This is a genomic window from Streptomyces sp. B15 (assembly GCF_018070605.1).
Taxonomy (GTDB): domain Bacteria; phylum Actinomycetota; class Actinomycetes; order Streptomycetales; family Streptomycetaceae; genus Streptomyces; species Streptomyces smyrnaeus.
This window is the reverse complement of sequence record NZ_JAGPXJ010000003.1, coordinates 90,306-116,900: the sequence shown is the minus strand read 5'-3', so window position 1 is coordinate 116,900 and position 26,595 is coordinate 90,306. Positions and strand designations below refer to the sequence as shown.

Genomic DNA, 26,595 nt, shown 5'->3' with positions numbered 1-26,595 from the left:
GCCTAGCGTCCGAAGCATGACACGAACCGTGCACGAGCTCGACCGAAGTGCGGATGTACGGGCCGCGCTTGCCGACCCGCACCTGGTGCCGGAGCTGCCGCCCGGGGACGAGGGGCGTGGGCGGCACACCCTGCTCAAGCCGGGCGACAGCTCGGGGCGGGGCGCGTCGGTGGCCTGGCTGCGTGCCTCGGTGTCCCGGTTCAGCTCCGGGGAGAGCCATGCGCGGCGCCGTGCGCTGGTGGAGGCCGAGTTGCGCCGCGTGGATCCGGCGGAGCTGCGGCGGGCGGTGGCGGCGGGGCCGGGGGCGGTCGGCGAGGAGGTGCGGATCCGGGTGGTGCGGACCCTCGCCGAGGCGTTGGGGCTGCCGGAGCCGCAGGCGGTGGCGGAGGCGGTCGCGGTGGTGGCCGGGGTCTACTTCGGCGGTACGGATCCGGCAGCCGACGCGGCGGTGGCCGAGTTGGTGGAGCTGCTGGCGGGGGAGGCCGGGGGAGCGGACGAGTTGGAGGTGGCCGCGAGCCGTATCTGCCTCCTTGTGCAGGCGTGTGAGGCCACGGCGGCGCTGGTACGCCACGCAACAGCTGGAGCGGCGGCTTCGGCGACGGCCGCGGCTCCCGCCCGGCCGGTGGGGGAGCTGTTGGCGGAGACGCTGCGTCGCGATCCCCCGGTGCGGGTGATGCGGCGGGTCGCGGTTCGCGGGACCCAGGTCGCGGGGCGCGAGATCGCCGAGGGGGACGTGGTGGTGCTGGACATCGTCGCGGCGAGCCGCGAGGACCGGGTGGGCCCCGGGGGAGCAGCCCGCGCGGCGGGTGGCTCGGTGCAGCTTCCGCCCGGCTCGGAGGTGCCGCTCGCCTTCGGGGCTCCACCACGGGAGTGCCCCGGTCGGGAGCACGCACTGGGGCTGGCTGCGGGCCTCTTGGAGCGGGAGCCGCGTACCGCCTTCGCGCGGTTGCACCACCGGGACGCGCCGCTGCTCCTGCCCAACGCGTGGGATCACGCGTCGGCGGCTGCTCTGGTGGCGGACGGATTCGAGGCGGTGGGCACCACGAGTCTCGGTGTTGCCGCCGCGGCCGGGCTGCCGGACGGGGCGGCTGCCACCGCCGCGACCACGGTGGCGCTGGCGCGGCAACTGGGCGATGGCGGGCTGCTGTTCACCGTGGACGCCGAGGGCGGCTTCAGCGACGACCCGGGGCGGGTGGCGGAGTTGGCTCGGCAGTTGTGGGCCGCGGGTGCGGCCGGTATCAACATCGAGGACGGGCGCGACGACGGCGCTCTCACCGCCGTCGAGCTGCATATGGCGAAGATCGCGGCGATCAAGGCGGCGGTGCCCGGGCTGTTCGTCAACGCCCGTACCGACACCTATTGGTTGGGCTGTCGGCAGGCCGAGACGGAGCGTCGGCTCGCGGCGTACCAGCAGGCGGGTGCGGATGGGGTGTTCGTACCGGGGCTGTCGGATCCGGCGGGGATCGGTGCGCTGGCCGCGCGTCTCGACGTGCCGCTCAACATCCTCTACACGCCTGCCGGGCCCACCGTGTCGGAGTTGGCCGGGCTGGGTGTGCGGCGGGTCAGTCTCGGTTCGCTGCTCTACCGCTCGGCGTTGGGTGCGGCGGTGGCGGTGGCGCGAGCCGTACGGGACGGCCGGGACCCCGCGCACTTCACCGGCGCGGCTCCCTCCTACGCCGAGGTGCAGGCGTTCGGTGCGCCTGGAGAAGGCTGAGCACGGCTTGGCGGTAGGCGGCGAAGACCCGGGGCAGTTCGGCCAGGTGGGCGCGTTCGTCGATGCCGTGCAGCCCTTCGTAGGGCACCCCGAAGCCGGCGGTCGCCGGGATTCCCTCGCCCGCCAGCAGGTTGCCGATGTTCGACGGTCCCGCGGTCTTCGGTCGTACGGCGAACCCGGCGTCGGTGGCGGCGCGCAGCAGTGCGCGGGCGGGCTGCTCGTCCTCGGTGAGGCGGAAGGGCGGCCAGTCGGCCACGGGGGTGATGTCCGTCGGTCGCGGGGCGGGCAGTTCCGCGTCCAGGCGGGCGGCGGTCTCGCGGACGAGGGTTTCGGCGTCGTGGGCGGCGAAGCCGGGGGTGGTGCGTACGTCGACGTTCACTTCGCACAGGTCGGGTGTCACGGAGAAGCCGTGGCCGCCGTGGAAGGAGGTCACGGACAGCTTCGGTGGCAGTGGGAAGTGTGGGTCGGCGTCGGCGGTGGGCAGTTGCGCCGCGTCGAGGAGGCGTACGAGGTGGGCGGCGCGGGAGATCGCACCGACCACCTTCCGGCGTGATCCGGAGTGTCCGGCGGGGGCGTGTACGGCGAGGGTGGCCCGCCACAGGCCGCGACCGCCGACCACCACCTCGGTCGCTCCGGGGTAGCCGATCATCACTCCGGCCGGGCGGGCGGCGGTGGGGTCGGCGAGGTAGGCGCGGGCGCCGCCGAAGCGGCCGGTGTGTTCGTCGACGTCCAACAGCAAGGCGAGCCCGCCGCGCAGGGTGTCGGTACGGGGCAGCAGGTCGGCGGCGAGGTGGCAGAACATGGCCGCGGCGAGCTTGGAGTCGGCGGCGCCGCGTCCCAGCAGCCAGCCGTCGGCGACGTCGCCGCAGGCAGGTGGGAAGGACCAGGCGTGCTCGTCGCCGTACGGGGCGGTGTCCAGGCAGGCGTCGAGTGTCCACCAGGGGCCCGGCCGGCCCCCGGGCAGCTCCACGAGCAGCCCTGCGGGCTTCCCGGCGTCGCTGTCGGCGGCATCGGCGGCACCTGTGCCACCTGCGCCACCTGTGCCACCGTACAGACGGCGATGGGGCAGGCCCTGGGCGGACAGCCACTCCTCCACCACGCGCAGGACAGGGCCGTAGTTGTCGAGTCCGGCCCGGCTGGGGTGTCGGATCAGCTCCTGGGCGAGCCGCACCACGGATTCCGTATGCCCCTGGGAGTCCGCAGCTGCCTCGGTGACCTGCCGATTCTCGTCGCTCATGCGCATATGGTGGCGCGGCAGCGGATCCGCCGCTCCCGATTGCCCGCAATGTATTGGAACGCTGAGTCCATAACCGTGCTACTGTGCTGCGCATGGCCCGGCCGAGACTGTTCGACGAGGAGCGGGCCCTGGACGCGGCGATGCGCGCTTTCTGGGAGAAGGGGTACGAAGCCACCTCGACCCAGGACCTGTGCGAGGCGACCGGTCTGGGGCGCAGCAGCATCTACAACACCTTCAGCAGCAAACACGACCTGTTCCAGCGGGCGTTGACCCGGTACGTCGATGCCATGACCGCGCAACAGCTGGAGATTCTGGAGGATGTCGAGCGGTCCGCGCTGGAGCGGATCGAGGCGCTGTTCGGGAGGATCATCGAGCAGGAATTCGAGCAGCGGCGTGCGGGGCGGAGCATCGGCTGTCTGTCCGTCAACACCACGGTGGAGCTGGCGACGCGGGACCCGGAGGTCGACCGGGTGCTGACCCGGGATCTACGGGTGCGGCTCGACGCGCTGCGGGCCGCGATCGAGGCGGGGCAGCGGGCCGGCGAGATCACTGCCGACCGTGAGCCGGAGGCGCTCGCCCGGTTTGTGAACGCCGTCATCGGCGGTATGCGGGTCTCCGCGCAGGGTGGTGCGGACCGCCCGGCGCTGAAGGGGATCGCCGCCACGGCGGTGAGCGCGCTTCGGCGCTGACACCGACAGCCGCGGGGGTGCGTGCTCCTGCGGCTCTTTGCTGGGCAAGTTTTGTACTGATCCATCCATAACGGATCCATCCATCACAACCGGTGGGCGCACCATCGGACGTACTCGGGGAGCACGGATGCCACTGACCGTCTATCTCATGGCCGCGGGGATCTTCTCCATGGTCACCAGCGAGTTCCTGGTGGCGGGGCTGATGCCGCAGATCGGGGACGGGCTGGACGTCACCGTTTCACAGGTCGGCTACCTGGTCACCGCGTTCGCCGCCGCGATGACCGTCGGCGGGCCGTTCCTCGCCGCCGGGGTGCTTCGACTGCGGCCCAAGCAGGCGCTGCTGCTGCTGTTCGGGATCTTCCTGATCGGCAATGTCCTGGCCGCCACCGCCTCCAGCTACGCGGTGATGCTCGTCGCACGGGTCGTCGCCGGGACCGCCTCCGCCGCGTTCCTGGGCACGTCGATCTCCCTCAGCGTGCGGCTGGTCCGGCCGGAACTGGCCGGGCGTGCCGTGTCCGTGGCGCTCAACGGTCTGATGCTCGGCACGCTTCTGGGACTGCCGCTGTCCACCTTCATCGGCGAACGGTACGGCTGGCGCGCCGCGTTCTGGGCCGTCACCGTGATGACCCTGCTGGCCGCCGCGGCCACGCTGGTATGGGCGCCGAACATCGAACGGCAGGGCAGCGGGAGCGGCGCGGGCGGCGGTCTGCGCCGGGAACTGGGCGTCTTCCGCAATCCGAAGCTGTGGCTGGTGCTGGCCACCAGCACCCTGGTGATCGGGGCGACATTCTCGGCGTTCAGCTACTTCAACCCGATCCTGACCGAGATCTCCGGCTTCTCGACCGGCAGCGTGCCGCTGCTGCTCGTGGCGTACGGTGCCGCCAACCTGATCGGCAATGCGATCGTCGGCCGCCTCGCCGACCGGCACACCCTCGCGGTCCTGCTGACCGGGCTGATCAGCCTCGGGATCTTCCTCGCCGCCTTCGCCCTGCTGGCCGAGGCACCCGTCGGCGCCGTCGTCTGCATGCTGGCCATCGGACTGGTCGGCGTCACCATGAACCCGGCCATGGCCGCTCGCGTCCAGCGTGCGGGCAACACCGGTCCGCTGGTCAACACCGTCCACTCGTCCTTCATCACGCTCGGCATCATCATCGGCTCCGCGCTCGGTGGCCTCGCCATCCCGCACTTCGGGCTGGTCTCCCCGGTGTGGATCGGGGTGGGCATGGCCGCGCTGGGCGTCGTCAGCCTGCTACCGGACCTGCGGAGCGGTCGCCGCCCGGTGCGGCAGCCGGTCCCCGACCGGCCGGCAGGCAGCGCCCCGGTCGCGGCGGTCGCGGAGGTCGCGGAGGCGGGCGAGGGAGCGGGCGAGGAGACGAGCCGCTCCGCGGCGAGGGTCGGCTGAGCCCGGGGGCGGCCGGGGCGGAGCCTTGCCGACCGGCCGCGCCCGGGTCGCGTCGACCGGCCGTGCCCGGAGCCGTGTGGCAGCCCCCGGCACGACCGGGGACTGCCACGCGGTGCTCAGCTCATACGAGTGAACCGGGGCCGCCCGCGGGAGCGGGGGCCGGACTGGGCTCCGGGCTCCCGGGGTGCGGCGGCTCGGGAGAGGTGCCCTTGCCGACTGCGGCCTCGGTCTCCGTCGGCGCGTTCAGCTCGCTCAGCATCTGCTTGCTGAAGCCGAAGAAGTAGGTCGCCACGAAGCCGACCAGATATCCGGCGGCCAGCCCCAGGCCGTAGATCGCGGCGATGGCACCCAGCCCTTGGTCGCCCTTGAGCAGGGGGAAGAGCGCCCAGCCGGAGGGGCCGATGGCGGTGGAGCCGACCGAGGTGCCCAGTTGGTAGAAGAGGCCCACGACCCCGCCGCCGAAGGCACCGCCCACACACGCCGTGATGAAGGGGCGGCCCAACGGCAGTGAGACGCCGTAGATCAGCGGTTCGCCCACGCCGAGGAAGCCGGCGGGGAGCGCGGAGCGGATGGTCTTGCGGATCGAGGTGTTGCGGCGCAGCCGCAGGTAGATGGCGACCGCCGCGCCGACCTGGCCGGCGCCGGCCATCGCGAGGATGGGCAGCAGCACGGTGTAGCCGCTCTGCTCGATCAGTGTGGTGTGGATGGGGATGAGGGCCTGGTGCAGTCCCAGCATCACCAGGGGCAGGAAGAGTCCGCCCAGTACGAATCCGGCCGCTGCTCCGCCGTGCTGGAGCAGCCAGTCGGCGAGGTGTCCGATGCCGGTGGCGATCTCGCCGCACACGTACATCAGTCCGAACAGCGTGACCAGTCCGGCGACCAGCACCGTCACGGTGGGCGTGACGAGTACGTCGACGGCGGACGGTACGAGGCGGCGGCAGGCCTTCTCCACGTAGACCGCCAGCAGCGCGGCGAACAGTGCGCCCAGCACACCGCCCTGCCCGGGGGCCAGCTTCTGACCGAACGCCGAGACGTCCGCGACCCCGGGGAAGACGATGACGGCTGCCGCGGCGCCGCCCAGTACCGGGGTGCCGCCGAACTCCTTGGCGGTGTTCAGCCCGACGAAGACCGCGATCAGCGACATGAAGCCGCTCGCGATCGCCGCCAGCGCGGGGGTGAGCGACGGGAGCCAGCCCGCGTTGGTGAACAGGCCGTTGATGCCCGCGACGATGCCGCAGCCGATCAGTGCGGGGATGAGCGGTACGAAGATGTTGGCGACACGGCGCAGCATCAGCTTCACCGGTGTCGCGTTCCTCTCCTTGCGGGCGGCGCGGATCGCCGCGCCCTCGGCCGCCAGCTCGTCGGCCGTCCTGGGCGCTCCGGCGGGGTCACCGGCGGTCTGCCCGACGGCGACCTGGGCTGTGGCCCGGTCCCGTGCCGCCTCGGCCTCCGCCTCGACCAGCGCCTCGAACTCGGGTGTGATCCGGGCGACTTTGCCCGGCCCGAGCACGATCTGGTACGTGTCGTCCTCCACCACGCCCAGCACACCGGGAAGAGCCTTGAGGGGCTCGTCCTGGACGCGGGAGCGGTCGGCGAGGCCGAGCCGCATCCGCGTCATGCAGTGGCTGACGGAGGTGACGTTCGCGGCGCCCCCCACCAGGGGGAGGATCGCCTCGGCGAGCTGTCTGTCGGAGTTGCCCTCAGGCTTTGCCTTGGTGCTGTCTGTGCTCATGGTGCGGTCGCTCTTCTTTGAGTGGTGCCATGGTGCGGTTGCTGTGGGGGTGGGTGGTGCTGCTGTGCCTACGCGACCCCGCCGGGTGTGCCACCGGGCGTACCGCCGGGTGCGCTGCTGGGTGTGTCGATGGCGGACCGCAGCGCCGCGCGCAGATGGCCGTGCGAGTCGGCGAGCAGCCGCTGCGCCGTCGGGCCGTCGACTCCGCCGAGGACGGTGAGGATCGCCGCCTTGACCTCGCCGTCGGTGGCCGCCAGTGCCGCCTCGATCTCCTCGTCCGGCGCGCCGGTCGCCAGCGAGACGATGCGCCGTGAGCGGGCCCGCAGCTTCTCGTTCGAGGCGCGCAGGTCCACCATCAGATTCCCGTAGGTCTTGCCGAGCCGGATCATGGTGATGGTGGAGAGCATGTTGAGTACGAGCTTCTGCGCCGTACCGGCCTTGAGCCGGGTGGAGCCGGTCAGCAGCTCGGGTCCGACGACGACCTCGATGCCGTGTTCGGCGGCGGCGGCGAGTGCCGATCCCTCGTTGCAGGCCAGTCCCACCGTGAGCGCCCCGCGGGAGCGCGCGTACTCGACGGCGCCGACGGCGAAGGGCGTACGGCCGGACGCGGAGATGCCGACCACCGTGTCGTCAGCCCCCAGGCCGAGCGCGGCCAGGTCGGCCGCAGCGGCCTCGGCACGGTCCTCGGCGCCCTCGACCGAGTTCACCATCGCGCCGGGGCCGCCCGCGATCACCCCGGTGACCTGGCCGGGAGCCGTGTTGAAGGTGGGTGGGCACTCGCTGGCGTCCAGCACCCCCATCCGCCCGGCCGTGCCCGCCCCGGCGTAGAGGAGCCGGCCGCCGCGCGCCATCCGCTCCGCGATGGCGTCGATCGCCGCCGCGATCTCGGGCAGCCGGGCGGCGACGGCGCCGGGGACGGTGCTGTCCTCGCCGTTCATGATCTTCGCGATGTCGAGCGTGGGCAGCTGGTCGATCTCGGCCAGCTCGCTGCGGAACGCCTCGGTGGTGAGCGTGTCCAACTGCTGGCGCAGCTGGTCATGGCCGGAACCGTGCGGCTGCGCGGTACCGGTCTGCGCGGTGCCGGCCTTGGCGGTACGGGCCTGCGCGGTACCGGGCTGTGAGGTGGTGGGCTGTGAGGTGGCGGGCTGTGAGGTGGTCATGGGAAGAGCGCTTTCTGTGGCTCAGGGCGGCGGGATCCGGTGGGCCGTGACGCGGCACGTGCGGCCGGTGTGGCGTCACGGCGCGCTCGGCGGGGCCTTCGGCGGATGCGTCGCCGTCGGCGAGGGGACGTCGCGACGGGCGCGCCGTGGCCGGGGGCCGACCGGTCGGGTGGCCGGTCGGCCGGGGGCTCAGCGGGTGCGCGGCCTGGGGGAGTGGCGGTGCGCCAGCGCTTCGTAGGAGGCGGACAGCGCGGGCGCCGCCGTCTCGTACGTGCGCTGGGCCACCCCTATGAACAGGCAGTCCACCACGAGGAGCTGGCTCGTCCTGCTGGACATCGCCGCCGGTCGCAGCTCGCTCTCGCGTGCCGTGGAGGTCGTCAGTACGTGGTCGGCGTACTGGGCGACCTCGCCGTCCGGGCGGCCGGTGATCGCGATGGTCGTCGCACCCTGGTCGAAGGCGACCCGGAGCGGTTCTATGACGTCCACCGTCCGCCCCGAATGGGTGATGGCGAGCGCGACATCGCCCGCCCGCAGCTGGACGGCGTTGGTGACGGCCAGGTGGGGGTCCACATGGCTGTGCGCCACCATGCCGATGCGCAGCAGCTTCTGCGCCAGGTCCTGGCTGACGAGCCCCGAGGCGCCGACGCCGTACACATCGATGCGCCGGGCCGACGCCATCGCGGCGACAGCCGCCTCGACCTGCGCGACGTCGAGCCCGGCCGCGGTGTCCGCGAGGGTCTGCTGCTCGTCGGCGGCCAGTTTGGCCACGACGTCGGCAATGGGGTCGTCGACGACGATGTCGGCCGTCACCGCGGGGGCCGCACCCGACTCCTGCTGTGCGGCGAGCCCCGCGAGCGCGAGCCTCAGGTCGCGGTAGCCGGGATAGCCGAGGAGCCGGGAGGTGCGCACCACGGTGGCCTCACTGGTGCCCGTGCGCTCGGCGAGCCCCGTGACGGTGAGTTGGGCGCAGCCCGCCGGGTCGCCGGCGACGGCTTCGGCGACGCGTTGCATCGAACGGGTCATCGACGGCGCCATGGTGCGGACCTTGGCCGCGAGTGCGGTGGGCCCCGGGCGGTTGGCGGTCCGGGAGGCGGGGGTGCTGTCGCCGGTCTCGCCCGCTGAGCGGGGGGCCGGGGGCTGGGCGCCCGGCCCTGGCGTCCGACGACCCGGACGGAAGGCGAAATTTTCCTTCAGGTCACTGCTCACAGCTGAAAGATATTTTCGTATCGGTTACCCGTCAATGCCCGCCGCGGCGCGCCGGTCCGCGAGTCCGGCCCCGAGTCCGCGAGCCGAGTCCCGAATCCGCGCGCCGGTCCACCGGGTCGGCGAGTCGGTGTCCGCCGGTGTCCGCCGGTGTGAGCTGTGAGCCGGCCGGGAGCGCAGTGGTGCAATGGAGGTATGGCACCGAAGGAATCCGCATCCGACCCGGGTCCCGGCGACGAGGACCGTCAGGACGCCTTGGAGCGGGCGCTGCACGCGGCCCGCGCCCTGATCCTCGCTGATCTGGAGGCCAGCGACGTCGCGCAGGCCGACATCGTCTCGCTGGTCGAGGAGGCGGTCACCCACCGGCGCTGGTGGGTCGGGCAGTGGCCGGAGGGGGTGGCATTCGTCGACGGCCTGGTGGCGCAGGACGTGCAGGACTCGCTGCTGGAGCGGTACGGACGCTGGCCCGTCTGCCCCGTGTGCGTCGGCTCCGATCCGCACGCGCTCGATGTCGAACCCGAGCTCGGTGTCGAGCCGCACTGGGTGTGCGGCAAGACCTCCACGGTGGTGGCCCGGGTCGGCTATCTGAGCGGCAAGCTGTGAGCGCGGGGCACCGGGCGGAGCCCTCCAGGTGACCGTCTACATCGATCCGCCGATCTGGCCGGGGCACGGCCGCCTGTGGTCGCACCTGGTGAGCGATGTCTCGTACGAGGAACTCCACGCGTTCGCGGCGGGCATCGGGTGCCCGCCGCGGGCCTTCGACGGGGACCACTACGACGTGCCCTCGACGCTGTACGACACCGCGGTGGAGGCCGGAGCGGTCCCGGTCGGCTCCAAGGAACTGCTCGGCCACCTGACGAACGCGGGCCTGCGCCGCCGCAAGCGCTGACCGCGTCAGCCCCTGGGGCGGCGCAGGCCCGCCCCGGCACCGCCGGTCACGTCCGTCGCGGTGGGCGACGTCGCGGCAGGCCCCGTCACGGTGGACGCCGTCGCGGCGGGAACAGAGCGCAGCCCCGGCCCGGCGGACGCGGTGACGAGCCGGGAGCGGGCGTGCACCCGGGAGGAGACGGCCGTCGTCAGCACGGCGGCCGCCGCCATGGCAGCGCCGACCCAGGCGACCGCCGCGTACCCCCACCCGGCGGAGATGGCCAGGCCGCCCACCCAGGGGCCCACCGTGTTGCCGATGTTGAACGAGGCCGTGGCCGTCGCCCCCGCCAGGGTCGGGGCCGCGTCGGCGGCGTTGAACATCCGGGCGTTCAGCGCGGGGCCGGTGGTGAAGGCCGTGACGCCGAGCATCAGGGCCAGCGCGATCGCCGCCCAGCGGTACTCGGCCAGCAGTGCCAGCGCGGTGAGCACGGCTGTCGAAGCGCTGATGCCGCCGTACATCGTGCCGAACAGATGCGCGTCCGCGATGCGGCCGCCGATCACCGTGCCGATCAGCCCGCCGAGCCCGAACAGGGCCAGCACGCTGGGCACCCAGCTCTCGGGCAGCCCGGCCACCTCGGTGAGCAGCGGCGCGAGGTAGGAGAAGAGCGCGAAGACGGCACCCGCGTTCAGCGCGATGGTCACCAGCGCGAGCCACACCTGCTTGTCGCGGTAGATCCGCAGCTCCCGCCGGAGGTCGGGGGCGTGGGCACCCGTCGGCACGGGGGTGTCCGGCACCGACGCCAGTACGCCGGCCACCGCGAGGGCCGCCAGCGCCGCGATCGCCCAGAACGCCGCGCGCCACCCGGCCTGCTGGCCCAGGAACGACCCCGCCGGCACCCCCGCGACATTGGCGACACCGAGCCCGCCCACCATGATCGCCATGGCGCGGGCCCGCGCGTTCTCCGGCACCAGTGAGACGGCGACGGCCGAGCCCACCGCCCAGAACCCGGCGCACGCCAGCGCGCTGACGATCCGCGAGACGAACAGCACCTGGTACGTGGGCGCCAGCGCCCCTACGACGTGCCCCAGCACGAACGCGGCCAGCAGCGCGATCAGCGTCGTACGGCGCGGCAACTTCAGCGTCGCCGCGGCCAGTACGGGCGCCCCCACCACCATGCCCACGGCGAACGCCGAGACCAGCAGCCCGGCCTGGGGGATCGACACCCCCAGATCCCGTGCCAGCGGCTGCAGGATGCCCGAGAGCATGAACTCGGAGGTCCCCAGCGCGAAGACGGACAGCCCCAGCACATACACGGCGACCGGAATCCGTCCGCCGACCGCTTCGCCCCGTGCGAGATCCCCAGCCATGTCTGCCGCAACCGGCTGTCCGCGCCCGGGTATTCCCACCGGGTCCGACCGGTCACCGAGTCGCACTGCCCGAGCACTTCGTCACAGCTACGGCTGAGCCTGCAGCAGCCGCAGTTCCGTGGTCAGGTTGTGGCGGGCCGCGGGCTCCCAGTGGGTGCGGGCGTACGGGGTGCGGTAGAGGTGCGGCAGGCCGAGGAGTTGGTGGAGGACGCTGCTGCGGCCCTCGCGGAAGGCGGCGTCGGGGACGAAGGCGTACTCCTGGCGGATCTCGGCGGCGTAGTGCGCGTACTGCTCGGGGGTGCCCGCCAGGACGGCGAGGTCGGCGTCGCAGAGCAGTTCGCCGTCGAGGTCGCCGGGGGCGGGGTCGTGGCTGACGGTCAGCCGGACCAGGCGTGCCACCTCGGCGGTGCGCGCCTGCGCCACCCCCGCCTCGGGCAGCGCGCGTTCGGCGAGGCGGGCGCTGCGCTCCTCGTTCTCGCTGCGGTCGGGGCGGTAGACGGCGTCGTGGAACCAGGCGGCGAGTCGCACGGCGTCCAGGTCGGCGACCAAGTCGGGGCCCGGGGCGGTGCCGGACGCGGCGCCGACTGTAGTGCCGGACGCGGCGCCGACTGCAGTGCCGGACGTGGCACCGGATGCGGCGCCGGATGCGGTGCTTTCGGCGGCGGGTGCTTGCCCGCCCGGCTCGCCGGGGGCGAGGTGCGCGGCCAGTTCGTCGAGGCGGTCGAGAACGGTCCGCAGGTGGGCGGTGGAGTGGTAGCGGCGGTGGGGTTCGGCCCAGCGGCCGAGGAGATCTTCCCCGTACGGGGTCGGATCGGGTCCTTCGGCGCCGTCACGGGCGCTGATCAGCAGCGCGTTCCAGCGTTCGAGCAGGGCCCGGTGCGTCGCCTCGGCCGCCCGGCCCGCCTCACTCGTCGCCCCGTCCGCCGGTCGGCCGTCGGACGGGGGCTGTGTTGTCGACATCGGGCAATTGTCGTCCGACGGGAGCGCCGTCTTCCAGCGCTCCCCGCCGTGTGGCACTCTGTTGCGCATGTCTAGACCAATTCTCGAGGTGGTGGCGCTCAGCGCGGAGGACGCGGCTGCCGCACAGGCCGGAGGAGCGGACCGCCTTGAGGTGGTCACCGATATGGCCGCCGACGGGCTCACCCCTTCCTCGGAGACCTTCGCCGCCGTCCGGGACGCCGTCGACATCCCCCTTCGGGTGATGCTGCGGCTCGCCGACGGCTTCAGCGCCGGGGGAGACGCCGGGATCGAGCAGTTGTGCGCACGCGGGGCCGCACTGCGGGCGGCCGGCGCCGAGGAGTTCGTCCTCGGCTTCCTCGACGAGGCCGGACAGGCGGACCTGCCCGCGATCGAGGCCGTCACCGCCGCCGTCCCGGGGTGCCGCTGGACGTTCCACCGCGCCCTCGACCGGGCCGCCGACCGGGACGCTCTCCGCAAGCAGCTCGCGGAGCTGCCCGGCCTGGACACCTACCTCACCGCGGGCTCGCCGGACGGGGTGGGCGCGGGCTTCGCCACGCTGCTCACCGAGGCCACCCGTACCGCGGCCCGCGAACCCGGCTACGCCCCCCGGCTGCTGGTCGGCGGCGGTCTGTCCCTCGACCACGTACCGGGGCTGCTCCGCGCGGGCATCGATGCCTTCCACATCGGCAGCGCGGCCCGCCCTCAGGGCTGGAGCGCCCCGGTCGAACCGGCGGCGGTGCGCACGTGGCGCCGGGCCCTGGACGGGGACTGAGCCGGCCCCGCTCAGCGGGCCCCGGCCTGCGAACCCCGCACCGCCGAAGGCAACCGCACGTGCCGCGCCCGGACGACGACCCCGCGCGGGCCGTCGCCACCGGGCGTACCGTCGCCACCGCCGGTCCCGTTCCGCCCGCGCAGCACCGCCGTAGCGCCGGCCAGGGACAGCGCGGCGACCGTCGCGCCGAACAGGGCGGTGGCGGTGTTGAGCGAGGTGACGTCGCTGAGCGCGCCCGCGGCCACCGGGAGGGCGCCGGCCAGCAGGTAGCCGCCCGCGGTCAGGGCCGCGTTGGCCTCGGCGAGGCGCCCGGCGGGGACGTTGGAGCTGAGCATGGTCAGGGCACCGAGCTGGGTCAGGCCCTGGCCGAGCCCGGCGAGCACGGCCGAGGTGACGAGCGCGGTGACCGAGGTGGTGCGGACCGCGAGCACGAGCGTGACCATGCTCGCCACGGTCAGTGCGGCGCCCGTCAGCAGGTCGGTCCTCACCCGCAGTCCCCGTGCGGCGAACTGGATCGCCGTCGCGGCGGCGAACAGGACGAAGATGGTCGCGCCGGAGAGTATCCGGCTGCTGGTGTGCAGCAGGTCGGCGAGCAGGGTGGGGCCCAGGGACAGCACGAATCCGGTGGCCGCGATGGCGGGGGCGAAGACGGCGAGGCCGAGCAGGAGCTGACGCCGGTTGGCGCGCGGCGCTGACGGGATGCGTATCCAGCGCTGCGGGGCGGCGGGGGCGGCTCCGGGTGCCCGGCGCGGCAGCGGCATCCGCAGGACGACCACGAGCGCGGCCAGCAGCAGCCCGAGCTGGAGCAGGAAGACGGTCACCGAGGGCCCCGGCGCCAGCTCGGACAGCAGGCCCGCCAGCAGCGGCCCGACGGCGGCGCCGCCGACCATCGAGGACGAGGCGATGAGCCCGGCGGTTCGCTTCTGCGTACGGTCCGCGAGGTCGGAGACCGCTGCCATTCCGGCGGAGAGGAAGGCGCCGACCGCGATACCGCTCAGCAGTCGGGCGGCGAGGAGCACGGGCACCGAGTGCGCGGTCGCGAACATCGCGGAGGCGAGCAGGCCGAGTGCCAGTCCGGGCAGCAGTACCGGCTTGCGGCCGAAGCGGTCGGAGAGGGTGCCCGCGATGGTGAGGGTGCCGAGGAGTCCGGCGATGTAGAAGGCGTAGATCGCCGTCAGGGTGGCGGCGGAGAAGCCGATCCGGTCCTGCCACAGGACGTAGAGCGGCGCGGGTTCGTTGGACAGCGCGAGTACGGCGACGACGGGCCAGGCGGCCAGCCACATCCAGCGCGGGGAGGGCGTGGGCATACGGGAGCTCCTGGGCAGGGGAGGGCACGAAGGGTGTACGAGTGGACTCGTACAAGTAGTACGAGAGAATTCGTACCAGTGGTGAGTAGTACGATGCAACTCGTACTACTCCCGTTCGCGTCGTACCGCACCGCGAGTGCGGCTCCGGCGCCCGCCCGCCGTCGAAGGAGGCCACCTGATGAGTGACGCGGCCCTCACCCGGGACTTCCGCATCCCGCCGCCCCCACCCGGTGCACAGCTGCCCGAGCCGCTGCCCGAGCCCGCGCGGGACGAGATCCGGCTGGAGGCGGTGATGGCGGCGCTCAGCGATCCGCTGCGGATCGGCGTGGTGCGCAAGCTCCTGCTGGAGGCGGTCGACTTCGACCACACCTGCACCTGGTTCGAGCTGGACCGCCCCAAGTCCTCGCTCACCCACCACTTCCGCACCCTGCGCGAGGCCGGCCTCGTCCGGCAGCGCCAGTACGGCCCCTCCCGCCGCAACCAGGTCCGCATCGAGGATCTGGAAGCCCGCTTCCCCGGCCTTCTCGCGCTGATCGCCGACTGGACCCCGGCCTGCGAGTAGACCCGGCGCCGTTGACAGCCTCAACGGCCCCCTCTAGCTTGCTGCTTGCCGTTTGAATCGTTTCACGCACAGTTTCCCGCACAGTTTCACGACCCGCTTCACGGACCGTTTCACGAGGTGTTCCGTCGCCGCCGCCCGCCACCGAAGGAAGCGCATGCCCTCCTCGTCCCGCCACCCCGCCGTGGCCGCCCTCCTCGACCGCGCCCACACCCTCGGCGCCGACCCGCGCAACACCAACTACGCGGGCGGCAACGCCTCGGCCAAGGGCAGCGCCACCGACCCGGTCACCGGACAGCCCGCCGAGCTGATGTGGGTCAAGGGATCGGGCGGCGACCTGGGCACCCTGACCGAGGACGGGCTGGCCGTCCTCCGCCTGGACCGGCTGCGCGCGCTCACCGCCACCTACCCCGGAGTCGAGCGCGAGGACGAGATGGTCGGCGCGTTCGACTACTGCCTGCACGGCAAGGGCGGCGCGGCGCCGTCCATCGACACCGCCATGCACGGCCTGCTGGACGCGGCACACGTCGACCATCTGCACCCCGACTCCGGGATCGCCCTCGCCTGCGCGGCCGACGGCGAGAAGCTGACCGGCGAGTGCTTCGGCGACACCGTCGTCTGGGTGCCCTGGCGGCGCCCCGGATTCCAGCTCGGGCTCGACATCGCCGCCGTCAAGGACGCCAACCCGCAGGCGGTCGGCGTCGTGCTCGGCGGCCACGGCATCACCGCCTGGGGCGACACCTCCGAGGAGTGCGAGCGCAACTCCCTGTGGATGATCCGGACGGCGGAGGAGTTCCTGGCCCGGCGCGGCACGCCGGAACCCTTCGGACCGCTCCTCGGCGACGGCTACCGGCCGCTGCCCGAGGCCGAACGCCGGGAGCGCGCCGCCGCGTTGGCGCCCGTACTGCGCGGGCTCGCCTCCACCGACCTGCGCCAGGTCGGCCACTTCACCGACACCGAGCCCGTGCTCGACTTCCTCTCCCGCGCCGAGCACCCCAGGCTCGCCGCGCTCGGCACCTCCTGCCCGGACCACTTCCTGCGCACCAAGGTCCGCCCCCTCGTCCTCGACCTGCCCGCCACCGCCCCCCTCGACGAGGTGATCGACCGGCTGCGCGAGCTGCACGCCGCCTACCGCGAGGAGTACGCCGCCTACTACACCCGGCACGCCACCGCCGACACGCCCCCGATGCGCGGCGCCGACCCCGCCATCGTCCTCGTGCCCGGCGTCGGCATGTTCTCCTTCGGCAAGGACAAGCAGACGGCCCGCGTGGCGGGCGAGTTCTATCTGAACGCCGTCAACGTGATGCGGGGCGCCGAAGCCGTCTCGACGTACGCGCCCATCGAGGAGTCCGAGAAGTTCCGCATCGAGTACTGGGCGCTGGAGGAGGCCAAGCTGCGGCGCATGCCGCCGCCCAAGCCGCTGGCCGGGCGGATCGCGCTGGTGACCGGGGCCGCCTCCGGTATCGGCAAGGCCATCGCCCGGCGGCTGTCGGCGGAGGGCGCCTGCGTGGTGGTCGCGGACCGCGCCGGGCCCGAGGCGGCAGCCGTCGCCGACGAGTTGGGCGGGCCGGACAAGGCCGTCCCCGTCACCGTCGACGTCACCGACGAGCGGCAGATCGAGGCCGCCTTCGCCGCGGCGGCACTCGCCTTCGGCGGCGCCGACCTCGTCGTCAACAACGCGGGCATCTCCCGCTCCAAGCCCTTGCTGGAGACCACGGCCGCCGACTGGGACCTCCAGCACGACATCATGGCCCGCGGCTCCTTCCTCGTCTCCCGCGAGGCCGCGCGGCTCATGCGGGCGCAGGAACTGGGCGGCGACATCGTCTACATCGCCTCCAAGAACGCGGTCTTCGCCGGCCCCCACAACATCGCCTACTCCGCCACCAAGGCGGACCAGGCGCACCAGGTCCGCCTGCTCGCCGCCGAACTGGGCGAACACGGCATCCGCGTCAACGGCGTCAACCCGGACGGCGTCGTCCGCGGCTCCGGCATCTTCGCCGGCGGCTGGGGCGCCCAACGCGCCGCCGTCTACGGCGTGGAGGAGGAGAAACTGGGCGAGTTCTACGCCCAGCGCACCCTGCTCAAGCGCGAGGTCCTGCCCGAACATGTCGCCGCCGCCGTCTTCGCCCTCACGGGCGGCGACCTGACCCATACGACCGGTCTGCACGTGCCGGTGGACGCGGGCGTCGCCGCGGCGTTCCTTCGCTGACGGCCCGGGGCCGGGCCCCGGCGAAGGGGCAAGGCCCCGCGCGCGTCAGAGGGCCCCGACGAACGAGAGGACGATCATCCCGACGACGAAGGTGGCGAAGGCCAGCCGCGTCCGACCGCGCCGCCCCAGCTCGAACATGACGCCCGCCAATGCCGTGGCGGCCACGGTGACGGCGATGACGAGAGCCGACTGGTGCTCCGTCGCCCCCTTGACCGTCTGACCGATCCCCCCGACCAGATACACCACCGCGACCAGCATGGTGACCGTCCGGGCGTTGCGCGGGGTGTTCCTCTGCTGCCGGAGGAAAGCCCTCCGATCGGCCGGGGAGGAGGTCCGCATCCGCAGCATGTCCTGCTGGAGCCGCTCGTAGTCGTTGCTGCCCGGGGCGCTCATGCCCGGCACGATAGCGGCATGCGCCGCTGCGTAGCACGGTCGGTCCCAGTCGCGCCCACCGCCTCTACGAACCCCTCACCCTTGATCAGCCCGCGCCCCGCCCGTTCGCACGTTGTTCGGACGGCCCCGGTGCCGGGCAGGCAGTCTCTAGGCTGGAACGAGAGGTCGGCTGAGAGGGGTGGGTGCGGTGGGCGGGAGTTGTGAGACCGAGCCGGTGGCGTTCGGACAGCGGGTCCGCGTGCTGCGGGTGCGGCGCGGGATGAGCCGGGAGGTGCTGGCCGGGCTGCTGGGGCGGTCCACGAGCTGGGTGAAGCAGATCGAAGGCGGGCGGCTGCAGATGCCCAAGCTGCCCGTGGTGCTGCGTATCGCCGAAGTGCTGCGCGTGGGTGACCTGGCCGAGCTGACCGGTGAGGGCACCGTGCCCACAGCCTTGTTCACCGGCCCGGGGCACCGCCGCCTGCCCGAGGTGCGGGCAGCCATCGACGCCTTCCCCTTCAGCGCGCGGAGCCGCGAGGCCCCCGGTGTGGCGTACTTGCGCGAGGGCCTGGCCCGGGCGTGGGCGGCACGACACGCGGCTCCGCACCACCGCGACGTGCTCGGCGCGCTGCTCCCGGGGCTGATCGAGGACGCCCAACTCGCCGTGCTCCAGGCGGACACCGCTCCCCAGCGCCGCGCCGCGCAATCGGTGCTGGCCGAGACGTACGCCCTCAGCCAGTTCTTCCTCGCCTACCAGCCCGACTCCGCGCTGTTGTGGCGTGCCGTGGAGCGCGGCATGGTGGCGGCACAGGAGTCCGAGGACCCGCATGCGATCGGGGTCGCCGCGTGGCTGGCGACGCAGGCCCACCGGGACAGCGGGCACGCCCACTTCGACGCCGCGGACGCGGTCACCCACGCCACGCTGCGGCACTTGGGGCCGCTGCTGCCCGACGCGGACGACGACGTACGCGCCATCGCCGGTGCTCTCCGCTTCGAGGCCGGATACACGGCTGCGCGCCGCGGCGAGACCGGCACCGCCTGGCACCACTGGGACACGGCCCACGCCGTGGCCCGGCGACTTCCCGCCGACTACTTCCACCCGGTGACGTCCTTCTCCCGTGCCGTCATGGGCGCCCATGCCGTGACCGTCGCGGTCGAACTGCACATGGGCGGGGAGAGCGCGCGCCAGGCGCACGCCGCCGACACTCTCGGCCTGCCGTCCCGGCCCCGTCAGGCCCGCCATCACGTCGAACGCGCCCGCGCCTACCAACTCGACGGCCGCCTCGACGAATCCCTCACCGCCCTGACCCAGGCCTACGACGCCGCCCCGGAGACCGTCCGCTACAACGGCTACGCCCGGCGCATCCTCCTGGAGGAGACCGCTGCCAAGAGCCCGACCCGCCGCCGCCGTGCCGGTGAGCTCGCCACCCGGGTAGGAGTCCTGACCGCCTGAGCGGACGAACCAGGCGGTGCCAGGGGGCACAAACTGTGCCCTTTCCCGCAGCGTGCCCCTTCTACGGTCCCGCTATGGACAAGCACGAAGACATGCGGCTGCTGCCGTGGGTGAGTGACGTGGGTAAGCCGTGCTATCTGTCCGGGGCCCCGAAGGGGTGGTGGCGACGTTCGCGGACCGGGCGGAGGAGCGCCAACTGGCCGCCGCGCACAAGGCCCTCTCGGAGGCGCACTCCGTGCTGGGGGAGCCCGCGGCAGGCGCCCTCGCGCTGCGGCTGGCGCTCGCGAGGGTGCTGCCCGCCCTCGCGCACGCGCTGCGGATCGCGGAGAGCCGGGGCTAGGTGGCGCTCCCGGCGGAGGCCGCCCGGGCGGTGGGCACCATGGGGGCGGCCGTCAGGATCCGAGTTCGCCCGGGTTCGCGTTGGCGCCGCACAACACCACGACCACCCGCTCACCGGCGGAGGGCGCATAGGGGGCGCTCTCCCGGCGAGCCGTGCTGTCGCCGGTGCCCGGTGCCGGCTCGACGGCGGCGACCGCGGTGGCCGCCGCGTTCTCCACCGCGAGCCGGTAGCGCTCCCACAGCTCCCGCCGTGCCGAGAGGACGGCCTCGTCCTTCACCAGTACCGACCGCACGTTCCGGTTGCCCGCCGCCGCCAGGGCCATCGGGGAGGCCCGCCGGGCGCCCAACGCGTCGGCGGCCACGGAGTCGACCGGTACGTCGACCACGCGCCCGGCCTCCAGCGCCGCGTTCAGCGCGCGGCAGCGCTCCGGCTCGACGGCCACCACCCGGATCCCGTGATGCTGTGCGGCTGCGGCGACTCCCGCGAACAGTCCGCCGCCCCCCACCGACACCACCACGGTGTCGACCAGCGGCACCTGCGACCGGATCTCCTCCACCAACGTCCCGGCCCCGGCCGCGATGAGCGGGTGGTCGTACGCGTGCGAGGCCAACGCCCCGGTGTCGGCCGCGAACGCCTCGCACGCCGTGGCGGCCTCCGCGTACTCCGTACCGACCAGCCGCACCTCCGCCCCGTACGAGTGCAGCCGGTCGCCCTTCGTCTGGGGTGCGGTCTCCGGCAGGAAGACGGTCGCGGGCACGCCCAGATCGCGTGCGGCCCACGCGCAGGCGAGCCCCGCGTTGCCGCCGGAGGCGATGGTGACGCCCGCGTCGGGGAGTTCTCCGCGCTCCCGGTGCGCGAGGAGGAAATTGAGCGCGCCCCGCACCTTGAAGCTTCCGGTGTGCTGCATGAACTCCAGTGCGAAGAACAGTTCGTACTCCGGAGTGGCACCGACGTCCGCGCGCGCAACCGCGACAGGACGAACGCCGTCGGCAACCCGATCGGCGGCGGTCTTGACATCTCCGTAAGAAAGATGGTGCACGGCGCGACTCCTGGACGTGCTCGGACGTGCTCGGATGTGAAGGGACAAACATCTACGTTACGGCTACGTTACGGCCTCGCACCGACCGCCCCGTTGCTCCGTCAACCCGTCCGCCGACAGCGCCCCCGGAAGAGGCTCGGCGTGCACGACGACGAGTCCGGAGACCGCCCGGGTCAGTGAGACGTACAGCCGTCGCAGCCCCGTCCGCTCGTCCGGCTCTCCGGCCACGATCGCGGCGGGTTCGTCCAGCACCACGTGGTCGTACTCCAGCCCCTTCGCCAGCGTGGCCGGTACCAGCGTCAGCCGCGCGTCGACGCTGGTCTCCTCGCCGGGCGACAGACAGTCGAGCCCCGCGGCGTCCAGCGCCGCCCGCAGCGCGCCGATCCGCGAGTCGGCGGCGATCAGCCCCACCGACCCCTCCCGCTCCAGGGCCTCCCGGCATGCGCCGACCACCGTCCGGTCGAGCCGGTCGGGCGCTGTGTCGGTCGGCGAGGCCCCTGCGGCGGGTGCCGGAACCCGCCGGACGGCGAAGTCCCCCGGCGACTCCCGCACGGAGGTCGCCGGCCGCAGTCCCGGTGCGATGGCGGGCAACAGCCGCGATGCGTAGGCGATCACCTCCCGCGGCACCCGGAACCCCTCCGTCAGCTCCTCCACCACGGCGCCCGGCTTCCCCAGGTGCTCAAGGGCGGCGTCCCAGCTCTCGGTGGCCCACGGTGTGGTGCCCTGCGCCAGGTCGCCCAGCACCGTCGCGGAGCCCGTCGAACAGCGCCGCCCCACCGCCCGGTACTGCATGGCGGACAGGTCCTGCGCCTCGTCCAGCACCACGTGTCCGAGGGAGCCGGTGCGCTCCACCAGGTCGGCGGCCTCGTCCACCAGCACCGCGTCGGCGGCCGACCACTTGGCGCTCTTGACCCCGCGCGGCGCCTTCTCCCACAGGATCGTCCGCTGCTCCTGGGGGCTGAGCACCCCCTCGGCCTGCTCGGCCAGGAACTCCGCGTCGGACAGCAGCCGCAGCACCAGCTTCGCCGGGTCGACGGCAGGCCACACCTGACGCACCACGGCCTTCACCGCGGCGCTGCGGGCCACGGCCTCCTGCACCCGGTCGTCGGGCGCCTCTCCGGCCTGTTCCATCCGCACCAGCACGGCATGGGCGATCCGCTGCGGCAGCGCCGCACGTGCGGCTCCGTACCGCATGTCGCGCGCCAGCAACTCCCGCACCAGCTCTTCGATCTCGTACGCGGGGACGCGCCATCGCCGGGAGCCGCGCACCACCACACACGGCTCGTCCGGCAGCGGGCGCACCCCCGAGCGCACCGCGCGGCGCAGCACCTGCGCCATCCGGGCGTCGCCCTTGATCCGGGCGGCCTCCGCCGCATCCACCGCCCGTACGGGTACGTCGGGCCGTGCCACCAGCCCCTCGACGGTCGTCTGCCGCACCGCCACCTCGCCCAGCGCGGGCAGCACTTGCTCGATGTAGCGCAGGAAGGAGTCGTTGGGGCCGATGACCAGGGCGCCCGTCCGGGTCAGCCGCTCCCGGTGCGCGTACAACAGGTAGGCCACCCGGTGCAGACCGACCGCCGTCTTGCCCGTCCCGGGCGCGCCCTGCACACACACGGTGCCGTCGATCCCGGCGCGGACGATCTCGTCCTGCTCGGGCTGGATGGTCGCCACGATGTCCCGCATGGGGCCGACGCGCGGTCGCTCGATCTCGGCCTGGAGCAGTGCGCTGGTGCGCCGCCGGTTCGGCGGTGCCCCCGCACCGCCGACGGCGGAGTCGACTCCGTCTCCGGTCAGCCGCTCGTCCTCGTAGGCGGTCAGTTCGCCGCCCGTGTATCCGAAGCGGCGCCGCAGCGTCACTCCCTGCGGGTCCTTGGGGGAGGCCTGGTAGAACGGTTGCGAGACGGGGGCGCGCCAGTCGATGACCATGGGGTCGCCGTCCGTGTCGTGGACGTGCCGCCGGCCGATGTAGAACGAGTGCCCGCCTCCGCCTCCGTCCGCCTTCCCGCCGTCGCCGTCCTCGCCGCCGAGCGCTTCGGCGTAGTCGAGGCGGCCGAAGAACAGCGGTGCGTGTGCGAGATCGGCGAGCGAGGCGATACGGGCCTCGATACCGGAGGCGAGCACCTCGGCGTTGACCCAGTTCGCGGTCACGTCGCGGATGTCGAGGGCTTCGGCGTCGGCCCGCATGGCCCGCAGCGCGGCGCGCGAGGCAGCCAGATGGGCCCGCTCGCGCGCGAGGGGGTCGTCGCCGGGGGAGGGCTGATCGGTCGGTTCGGGTGCGGAGCGGGTGGTCACCAGGCTTCCTCCGGAAAGGCGCTACGGGCACCTGCACGCCGTACAGCCCGCGCACGGCATCCAGGCATGCGGCATCCGGAGCGGGCGGAGATGCGGACGCCGGTGCGCAGCACGCGGGTGCGGGCGGACAGCTCGACAGGTCTACGCAGATCTACGTACAGGTCTACGAACGGGCCCGGCCGGTTTCCGTGCGGCGGGCGCCTCGCGCCGGGACGGGCGGCGAGGGGGCAAGTCGGGGATTGTAGCCCCCTCCCGTGGGGCGGGCGAGCGGTTTTTCCGGGCCGCACGGCTTGGCTGCGGGGGCCTGGAGCGGGGCTGCCGGGCGCCTTCCAGGACCCGCACCGCCTCCCGGGGCGGGTCCGGCCCCGGTCCTCCGGCAACCGGTTCCGAGCGGTGCGCGTTCGATGTACGGGCGGTGACTCGATTAAGGTCGACGCCCGGCGGCAATCAACGGCGATCCGGGACGGTCCGTCCTCCCGGGGCGAGGAGGCGGCACGGGTGACTGGCAGCGGCGCCGCGCCCCCCGGGCCCGCGCACGCCGCGAACCCGCGTCCCGCACGCCCCCGCGCCGCCGTCCCGCCGACGGCATACGCGCCCGTGTCGCACCGCCACGTCCCGCTGACACCGCGCGCCTCCGGGGCAAGAATCAACAGGGACGACCAGGTCGACAATCCGGCTACCCACCCGGCCGGTCCCGCCCACAGGCACCCGCCGTCAGGCTTCCCGCCGACAGGCATTCCGCCGACAGGCGTCGGGACGGCCGCCGACCAGAGTGTGAAGAGGCCCGAGGAGGCCGGTGTGCGAAGCACAATGCAGGACATCCCGCTGACCGTGACCCGGCTCCTGGTACACGGGGCGTTCACACACGGGACCTCCCAGGTGACCACCTGGGCGGGAACGGCGGGCGGGGCGGAACCCGACCGCCGCACGTTCTTCGACACGGGCGTCCGTGCCGTCCAGCTCGCCGGTGCGCTCCACGACGACTTCGGGGTGGCGGCCGGGGACACCGTCGCCACGCTCATGGCCAACACCGCCGACCACCTGGAGGCGTATCTGGCCGTCCCCTCCATGGGCGCCGTCCTGCACACGCTCGACCCGTGGCTCCCGGCCGACCAGCTCGTCGCGGCAGCGGTGCGCGGCGGGGCGCAGGTGCTGATCACCGACCCGACCGGGCTCGCGCCCCTCGCCTCCGTACTGCCCCGCCTCGGCCATCTGCGGCATGTGATCGTCGCGGGCGGCAGCGAGTCCGCCGCCGTCGTCAGCGGCGGCACCGCCTACGGCGCCGAGGTGCACGACTACGAGGAGCTGATCACCGACCGCCGCAAGAGCTACGACTGGCCCGAGATCGACGAGCGCGACGCGGCGGTGCTCTGCCACGCCGCCTCCGCCGACGGCACGGCCCCGCGCGGCGTCGCCTACAGCCACCGGGCGCTCTACCTGCACGCACTCCAGGCGCAGACCCCGCAGGCCTACGGCATCGGGGAGGACGACCTGGTGCTGCCCGTCGTCCCGATGTCCCGGATGCTCGCCTGGGGGCTGCCGTACGCCGCGTTCGCCGGCGGCGCCTCGCTGCTGCTGCCCGGCACCTACGACCAGCCGGCGCCGCTCGCCGAGATGGCCGAACGGGAGCGCCCCACTCTCGCCGTCGCCGACCCGGCCGTGTGGGACGGCGTGCTGGAGGAGCTGGCGGCCCACCCCAGAGACCTCTCCTCGCTGCGGGAGGCCGTCGTGGTGGGCGGTCCCGGTGAGGAGCCCGGCGGCCCGCTGCTGGCGCAGGAGCTGGGCTGGCGGCACGGCATCAGCACGGCGGCGGCCTGGGGAGCGCCGGAGACGCTCTCCCCGGCGTGTGTGGCCCGCCCGGAGTCCGGCCACTACCGTTTCCCCGCCTCGGTCGAGTACGGCGTCACGGGCCCCGATCTGACGCCGCTGCCCTGGGACGGCCAGTCCCAGGGCGAGCTGCTGCTGCGCGGCCCGTGGATCACCGCCTCGTACGTCGAGGACGGCGATAACCCAGCGCCGCTGCACGAGGGCTGGCTGCGGACGGGTGAGACGGCGACGATCAACCCGGACGGCCGCGTCGCCATGAAGCCACCGAAGACGTGGCCCTCGGAGGGCCGCTGAGGGGGTGCCCCTCACCGCCGAGTGCGGTCTGCGGGTCCTCCCCCAGCCTCCGGCCGGGAGGTGCCCCCAGGTTGCCCGCGCAGTTCCCCGCGCCCCTGACGGGGCGCACTACACCTCGTCGGGCTCCCCCAGCAGATCGACCGAGTCCACGATCCGGTACGCGTACCCCTGCTCGGCGAGAAACCGCTGACGGTGGGCCGCGAAGTCCTGGTCGATCGTGTCGCGGGCGACGACGGAGTAGAACCGGGCCTCATGGCCGTCGGCCTTGGGCCGCAGCACCCGGCCCAGCCGCTGGGCCTCCTCCTGCCGGGAACCGAAGGTTCCCGACACCTGTATCGCCACCGTCGCCTCGGGCAGGTCGATGGAGAAGTTGGCCACCTTGGAGACGACCAGACAGCTCAGCTCACCCGCGCGGAAGGCGTCGAAGAGCTTCTCGCGCTGCGCGTTGCTGGTGTCGCCCTTGATCACCGGAGCGCCGATGTGCTCGCCCAGCTCGTCGAGCTGGTCGATGTACTGGCCGATGACCAGCGTCTGCTCACCCGCGTGCCGGCGCACCAGCGCCTCGGTCACGCGCCGTTTGCTGTCGGTGGTGGCACAGAAGCGGTACTTCTCCTCCGGTTCGGCCGTCGCATAGGCCAGCCGCTCGGAGTCGGTGAGGCTGACGCGCACCTCGACGCAGTCCGCCGGCGCGATGTAGCCCTGGTTCTCGATCTCCTTCCAGGGCGCGTCGAACCGCTTGGGGCCGATGAGCGAGAACACGTCGGACTCCCGCCCGTCCTCGCGCACCAGCGTCGCCGTCAGCCCTAGGCGGCGGCGGGCCTGGAGGTCGGCGGTGAACTTGAAGACCGGTGCGGGCAGCAGATGCACCTCGTCGTAGAGGATCAGACCCCAGTCACGGGAGTCGAACAGCTCCAGGTGCGGGTAGACGCCCTTCCGCTTCGTGGTGATCACCTGGTAGGTGGCGATGGTGACGGGGCGGATCTCCTTCTTCGTCCCGCTGTACTCGCCGATCTCCTCCTCGGTCAGCGAGGTGCGGCGCACCAGCTCGTGCTTCCACTGGCGGGCCGAGACGGTGTTGGTGACCAGGATCAGCGTGGTGGCCTGTGCCTTGGCCATCGCGCCGGCGCCCACCAGCGTCTTACCGGCGCCGCACGGCAGGACGACGACACCGGAGCCGCCGTGCCAGAAGCCCTCGACGGCCTGCTGCTGGTACGGCCGCAGCGCCCAGCCGTCCTCCTCCAGCGCGATGCGGTGCGCCTCGCCGTCCACGTACCCGGCCAGGTCCTCGGCCGGCCAGCCCAGCTTCAGCAGCGCCTGCTTGATCTGGCCGCGCTCGGAGGGGTGCACGGCCACGGTGTCCGGGTCGATCCGCTCGCCCACCAGGGGCTGGATCTTCTTCGACCGCAGGATCTCCTCCAGCACCGGCCGGTCGCTGCTCTCCAGCACCAGCCCGTGTGTGGGGTGCTTGCTGAGCGCGAGCCGTCCGTAACGCGCCATCGTCTCGGCGATGTCCACGAGCAGCGCGTGCGGCACCGGATACCGCGCGTACTCCACCAGTGCGTCCACCACCTGCTCCGCGTCGTGCCCGGCGGCCCGCGCGTTCCACAGCCCCAGCGGTGTCACCCGGTAGGTGTGCATGTGCTCCGGAGCCCGCTCCAGCTCCGCGAACGGCGCGATGGCCCTCCGGCACGCCTCTGCGAGCTCGTGATCGACTTCGAGCAGCAGCGTCTTGTCGCTCTGCACGATCAGGGGGCCACCGTTCACGCGTCACCCTTTCGACGTTCGGGTTCAGGGGACCGAAC

At 73.2% G+C, this 26,595-nt stretch carries 22 protein-coding genes; 11 read left to right on the top strand and 11 right to left on the bottom strand.

Going from position 1 to position 26,595, the window contains the following annotated elements:
- Positions 1 to 16: 16 nt before the first annotated feature.
- Entirely contained in the window at positions 17 to 1,714 is a 1,698-nt protein-coding gene (locus tag KBY19_RS03060; RefSeq protein WP_185017382.1) for an isocitrate lyase/phosphoenolpyruvate mutase family protein, read from the top strand.
- Here KBY19_RS03060 and KBY19_RS03055 read toward each other — a convergent pair.
- The gene (locus KBY19_RS03055; protein ID WP_210965087.1) at positions 1,653 to 2,951 is read right to left on the bottom strand and encodes a M20 family metallopeptidase; all 1,299 of its coding nucleotides are present in this window, start codon (positions 2,949 to 2,951) and stop codon (positions 1,653 to 1,655) included. The genes KBY19_RS03060 and KBY19_RS03055 overlap by 62 nt on opposite strands.
- Before the next feature lie 92 nt (positions 2,952 to 3,043).
- Here KBY19_RS03055 and KBY19_RS03050 point away from each other — a divergent pair, with 92 nt between their 5' ends.
- Complete coding sequence (locus KBY19_RS03050; RefSeq protein ID WP_099886591.1) at positions 3,044 to 3,640, top strand: TetR/AcrR family transcriptional regulator; 597 nt, start codon at positions 3,044 to 3,046, stop codon at positions 3,638 to 3,640.
- A gap of 127 nt (positions 3,641 to 3,767) precedes the next feature.
- The gene (locus KBY19_RS03045; RefSeq protein WP_210965086.1) at positions 3,768 to 5,042 is read left to right on the top strand and encodes an MFS transporter; all 1,275 of its coding nucleotides are present in this window, start codon (positions 3,768 to 3,770) and stop codon (positions 5,040 to 5,042) included.
- A 121-nt stretch (positions 5,043 to 5,163) separates the two neighbouring features.
- Here the strand turns inward: KBY19_RS03045 and KBY19_RS03040 are convergent, their stop codons facing one another.
- From KBY19_RS03040 to KBY19_RS03030, 3 genes are all read right to left on the bottom strand, one after another.
- A complete protein-coding gene (locus KBY19_RS03040) occupies positions 5,164 to 6,774 on the bottom strand; it encodes a PTS transporter subunit EIIC (RefSeq protein WP_210957283.1) in 1,611 nt (536 codons plus the stop codon).
- Positions 6,775 to 6,842: 68 nt separating this feature from the next.
- Positions 6,843 to 7,934, bottom strand: coding sequence for an N-acetylmuramic acid 6-phosphate etherase (gene murQ / locus KBY19_RS03035; protein WP_247690544.1), 1,092 nt, complete (start codon positions 7,932 to 7,934; stop codon positions 6,843 to 6,845).
- A 189-nt stretch (positions 7,935 to 8,123) separates the two neighbouring features.
- Positions 8,124 to 9,140: a MurR/RpiR family transcriptional regulator gene (locus KBY19_RS03030; protein ID WP_185017372.1), complete on the bottom strand. Its 1,017-nt coding sequence runs from the start codon at positions 9,138 to 9,140 to the stop codon at positions 8,124 to 8,126.
- A 192-nt stretch (positions 9,141 to 9,332) separates the two neighbouring features.
- Here KBY19_RS03030 and KBY19_RS03025 point away from each other — a divergent pair, with 192 nt between their 5' ends.
- On the top strand, positions 9,333 to 9,740 hold the full coding sequence (locus tag KBY19_RS03025) for a hypothetical protein (RefSeq protein ID WP_099882241.1): 408 nt from the start codon (positions 9,333 to 9,335) through the stop codon (positions 9,738 to 9,740).
- A gap of 28 nt (positions 9,741 to 9,768) precedes the next feature.
- Positions 9,769 to 10,026 (top strand): DUF4031 domain-containing protein, encoded by a 258-nt coding sequence (locus tag KBY19_RS03020; protein ID WP_099882239.1) that lies wholly within the window; start codon positions 9,769 to 9,771, stop codon positions 10,024 to 10,026.
- A gap of 5 nt (positions 10,027 to 10,031) precedes the next feature.
- On the opposite strand, the gene KBY19_RS03015 is transcribed toward KBY19_RS03020, so the two are convergent.
- A complete protein-coding gene (locus KBY19_RS03015) occupies positions 10,032 to 11,372 on the bottom strand; it encodes a Cmx/CmrA family chloramphenicol efflux MFS transporter (protein WP_185017370.1) in 1,341 nt (446 codons plus the stop codon).
- 87 nt (positions 11,373 to 11,459) lie between these two features.
- On the bottom strand, positions 11,460 to 12,332 hold the full coding sequence (locus KBY19_RS03010) for a hypothetical protein (protein WP_210965085.1): 873 nt from the start codon (positions 12,330 to 12,332) through the stop codon (positions 11,460 to 11,462).
- A 67-nt stretch (positions 12,333 to 12,399) separates the two neighbouring features.
- Between KBY19_RS03010 and KBY19_RS03005 the strand changes: the two genes are divergently transcribed.
- Entirely contained in the window at positions 12,400 to 13,104 is a 705-nt protein-coding gene (locus KBY19_RS03005) for a copper homeostasis protein CutC (protein ID WP_185017368.1), read from the top strand.
- 11 nt (positions 13,105 to 13,115) lie between these two features.
- Here KBY19_RS03005 and KBY19_RS03000 read toward each other — a convergent pair whose 3' ends face one another.
- On the bottom strand, positions 13,116 to 14,411 hold the full coding sequence (locus KBY19_RS03000; RefSeq protein ID WP_099882231.1) for an MFS transporter: 1,296 nt from the start codon (positions 14,409 to 14,411) through the stop codon (positions 13,116 to 13,118).
- A 178-nt stretch (positions 14,412 to 14,589) separates the two neighbouring features.
- Here KBY19_RS03000 and KBY19_RS02995 point away from each other — a divergent pair, with 178 nt between their 5' ends.
- Together KBY19_RS02995 and KBY19_RS02990 are read left to right on the top strand one after the other, a co-directional pair.
- The gene (locus tag KBY19_RS02995) at positions 14,590 to 14,973 is read left to right on the top strand and encodes a helix-turn-helix transcriptional regulator (protein WP_099882229.1); all 384 of its coding nucleotides are present in this window, start codon (positions 14,590 to 14,592) and stop codon (positions 14,971 to 14,973) included.
- Between the two features lie 154 nt (positions 14,974 to 15,127).
- Entirely contained in the window at positions 15,128 to 17,179 is a 2,052-nt protein-coding gene (locus KBY19_RS02990; RefSeq protein ID WP_210965084.1) for a bifunctional aldolase/short-chain dehydrogenase, read from the top strand.
- Between the two features lie 45 nt (positions 17,180 to 17,224).
- Here KBY19_RS02990 and KBY19_RS02985 read toward each other — a convergent pair whose 3' ends face one another.
- A complete protein-coding gene (locus tag KBY19_RS02985) occupies positions 17,225 to 17,572 on the bottom strand; it encodes a hypothetical protein (RefSeq protein ID WP_210965083.1) in 348 nt (115 codons plus the stop codon).
- 214 nt (positions 17,573 to 17,786) lie between these two features.
- On the opposite strand from KBY19_RS02985, the gene KBY19_RS02980 reads away from it, so the two are divergent.
- Positions 17,787 to 19,001: a helix-turn-helix transcriptional regulator gene (locus KBY19_RS02980; protein WP_307843426.1), complete on the top strand. Its 1,215-nt coding sequence runs from the start codon at positions 17,787 to 17,789 to the stop codon at positions 18,999 to 19,001.
- A gap of 160 nt (positions 19,002 to 19,161) precedes the next feature.
- Complete coding sequence (locus KBY19_RS02975) at positions 19,162 to 19,341, top strand: hypothetical protein (RefSeq protein WP_210965082.1); 180 nt, start codon at positions 19,162 to 19,164, stop codon at positions 19,339 to 19,341.
- Positions 19,342 to 19,393: 52 nt separating this feature from the next.
- On the opposite strand, the gene KBY19_RS02970 is transcribed toward KBY19_RS02975, so the two are convergent.
- Together KBY19_RS02970 and KBY19_RS02965 are read right to left on the bottom strand one after the other, a co-directional pair.
- A complete protein-coding gene (locus KBY19_RS02970) occupies positions 19,394 to 20,380 on the bottom strand; it encodes a serine/threonine dehydratase (protein ID WP_210965081.1) in 987 nt (328 codons plus the stop codon).
- A 63-nt stretch (positions 20,381 to 20,443) separates the two neighbouring features.
- On the bottom strand, positions 20,444 to 22,672 hold the full coding sequence (locus KBY19_RS02965) for an AAA family ATPase (protein WP_099882219.1): 2,229 nt from the start codon (positions 22,670 to 22,672) through the stop codon (positions 20,444 to 20,446).
- Positions 22,673 to 23,470: 798 nt separating this feature from the next.
- Here KBY19_RS02965 and KBY19_RS02960 point away from each other — a divergent pair.
- On the top strand, positions 23,471 to 24,793 hold the full coding sequence (locus KBY19_RS02960) for an AMP-binding protein (protein WP_307842696.1): 1,323 nt from the start codon (positions 23,471 to 23,473) through the stop codon (positions 24,791 to 24,793).
- A gap of 108 nt (positions 24,794 to 24,901) precedes the next feature.
- On the opposite strand, the gene KBY19_RS02955 is transcribed toward KBY19_RS02960, so the two are convergent.
- Positions 24,902 to 26,557: a DNA repair helicase XPB gene (locus KBY19_RS02955; RefSeq protein ID WP_099882215.1), complete on the bottom strand. Its 1,656-nt coding sequence runs from the start codon at positions 26,555 to 26,557 to the stop codon at positions 24,902 to 24,904.
- Between the last annotated feature and the right edge of the window lie 38 nt (positions 26,558 to 26,595).

What these genes read in the sequence shown, in the direction of transcription:
- KBY19_RS03060 (WP_185017382.1), top strand. Translation starts at nt 17, where the DNA reads ATGACACGAACCGTGCACGAGCTCGACCGAAGTGCGGATGTACGGGCC.
- KBY19_RS03055 (WP_210965087.1), bottom strand. Translation starts at nt 2,951, where the DNA reads ATGAGCGACGAGAATCGGCAGGTCACCGAGGCAGCTGCGGACTCCCAG.
- KBY19_RS03050 (WP_099886591.1), top strand. Translation starts at nt 3,044, where the DNA reads ATGGCCCGGCCGAGACTGTTCGACGAGGAGCGGGCCCTGGACGCGGCG.
- KBY19_RS03045 (WP_210965086.1), top strand. Translation starts at nt 3,768, where the DNA reads ATGCCACTGACCGTCTATCTCATGGCCGCGGGGATCTTCTCCATGGTC.
- KBY19_RS03040 (WP_210957283.1), bottom strand. Translation starts at nt 6,774, where the DNA reads ATGAGCACAGACAGCACCAAGGCAAAGCCTGAGGGCAACTCCGACAGA.
- murQ (WP_247690544.1), bottom strand. Translation starts at nt 7,934, where the DNA reads ATGACCACCTCACAGCCCGCCACCTCACAGCCCACCACCTCACAGCCC.
- KBY19_RS03025 (WP_099882241.1), top strand. Translation starts at nt 9,333, where the DNA reads ATGGCACCGAAGGAATCCGCATCCGACCCGGGTCCCGGCGACGAGGAC.
- KBY19_RS03015 (WP_185017370.1), bottom strand. Translation starts at nt 11,372, where the DNA reads ATGGCTGGGGATCTCGCACGGGGCGAAGCGGTCGGCGGACGGATTCCG.
- KBY19_RS03010 (WP_210965085.1), bottom strand. Translation starts at nt 12,332, where the DNA reads ATGTCGACAACACAGCCCCCGTCCGACGGCCGACCGGCGGACGGGGCG.
- KBY19_RS03005 (WP_185017368.1), top strand. Translation starts at nt 12,400, where the DNA reads ATGTCTAGACCAATTCTCGAGGTGGTGGCGCTCAGCGCGGAGGACGCG.
- KBY19_RS03000 (WP_099882231.1), bottom strand. Translation starts at nt 14,411, where the DNA reads ATGCCCACGCCCTCCCCGCGCTGGATGTGGCTGGCCGCCTGGCCCGTC.
- KBY19_RS02995 (WP_099882229.1), top strand. Translation starts at nt 14,590, where the DNA reads ATGAGTGACGCGGCCCTCACCCGGGACTTCCGCATCCCGCCGCCCCCA.
- KBY19_RS02990 (WP_210965084.1), top strand. Translation starts at nt 15,128, where the DNA reads ATGCCCTCCTCGTCCCGCCACCCCGCCGTGGCCGCCCTCCTCGACCGC.
- KBY19_RS02985 (WP_210965083.1), bottom strand. Translation starts at nt 17,572, where the DNA reads ATGAGCGCCCCGGGCAGCAACGACTACGAGCGGCTCCAGCAGGACATG.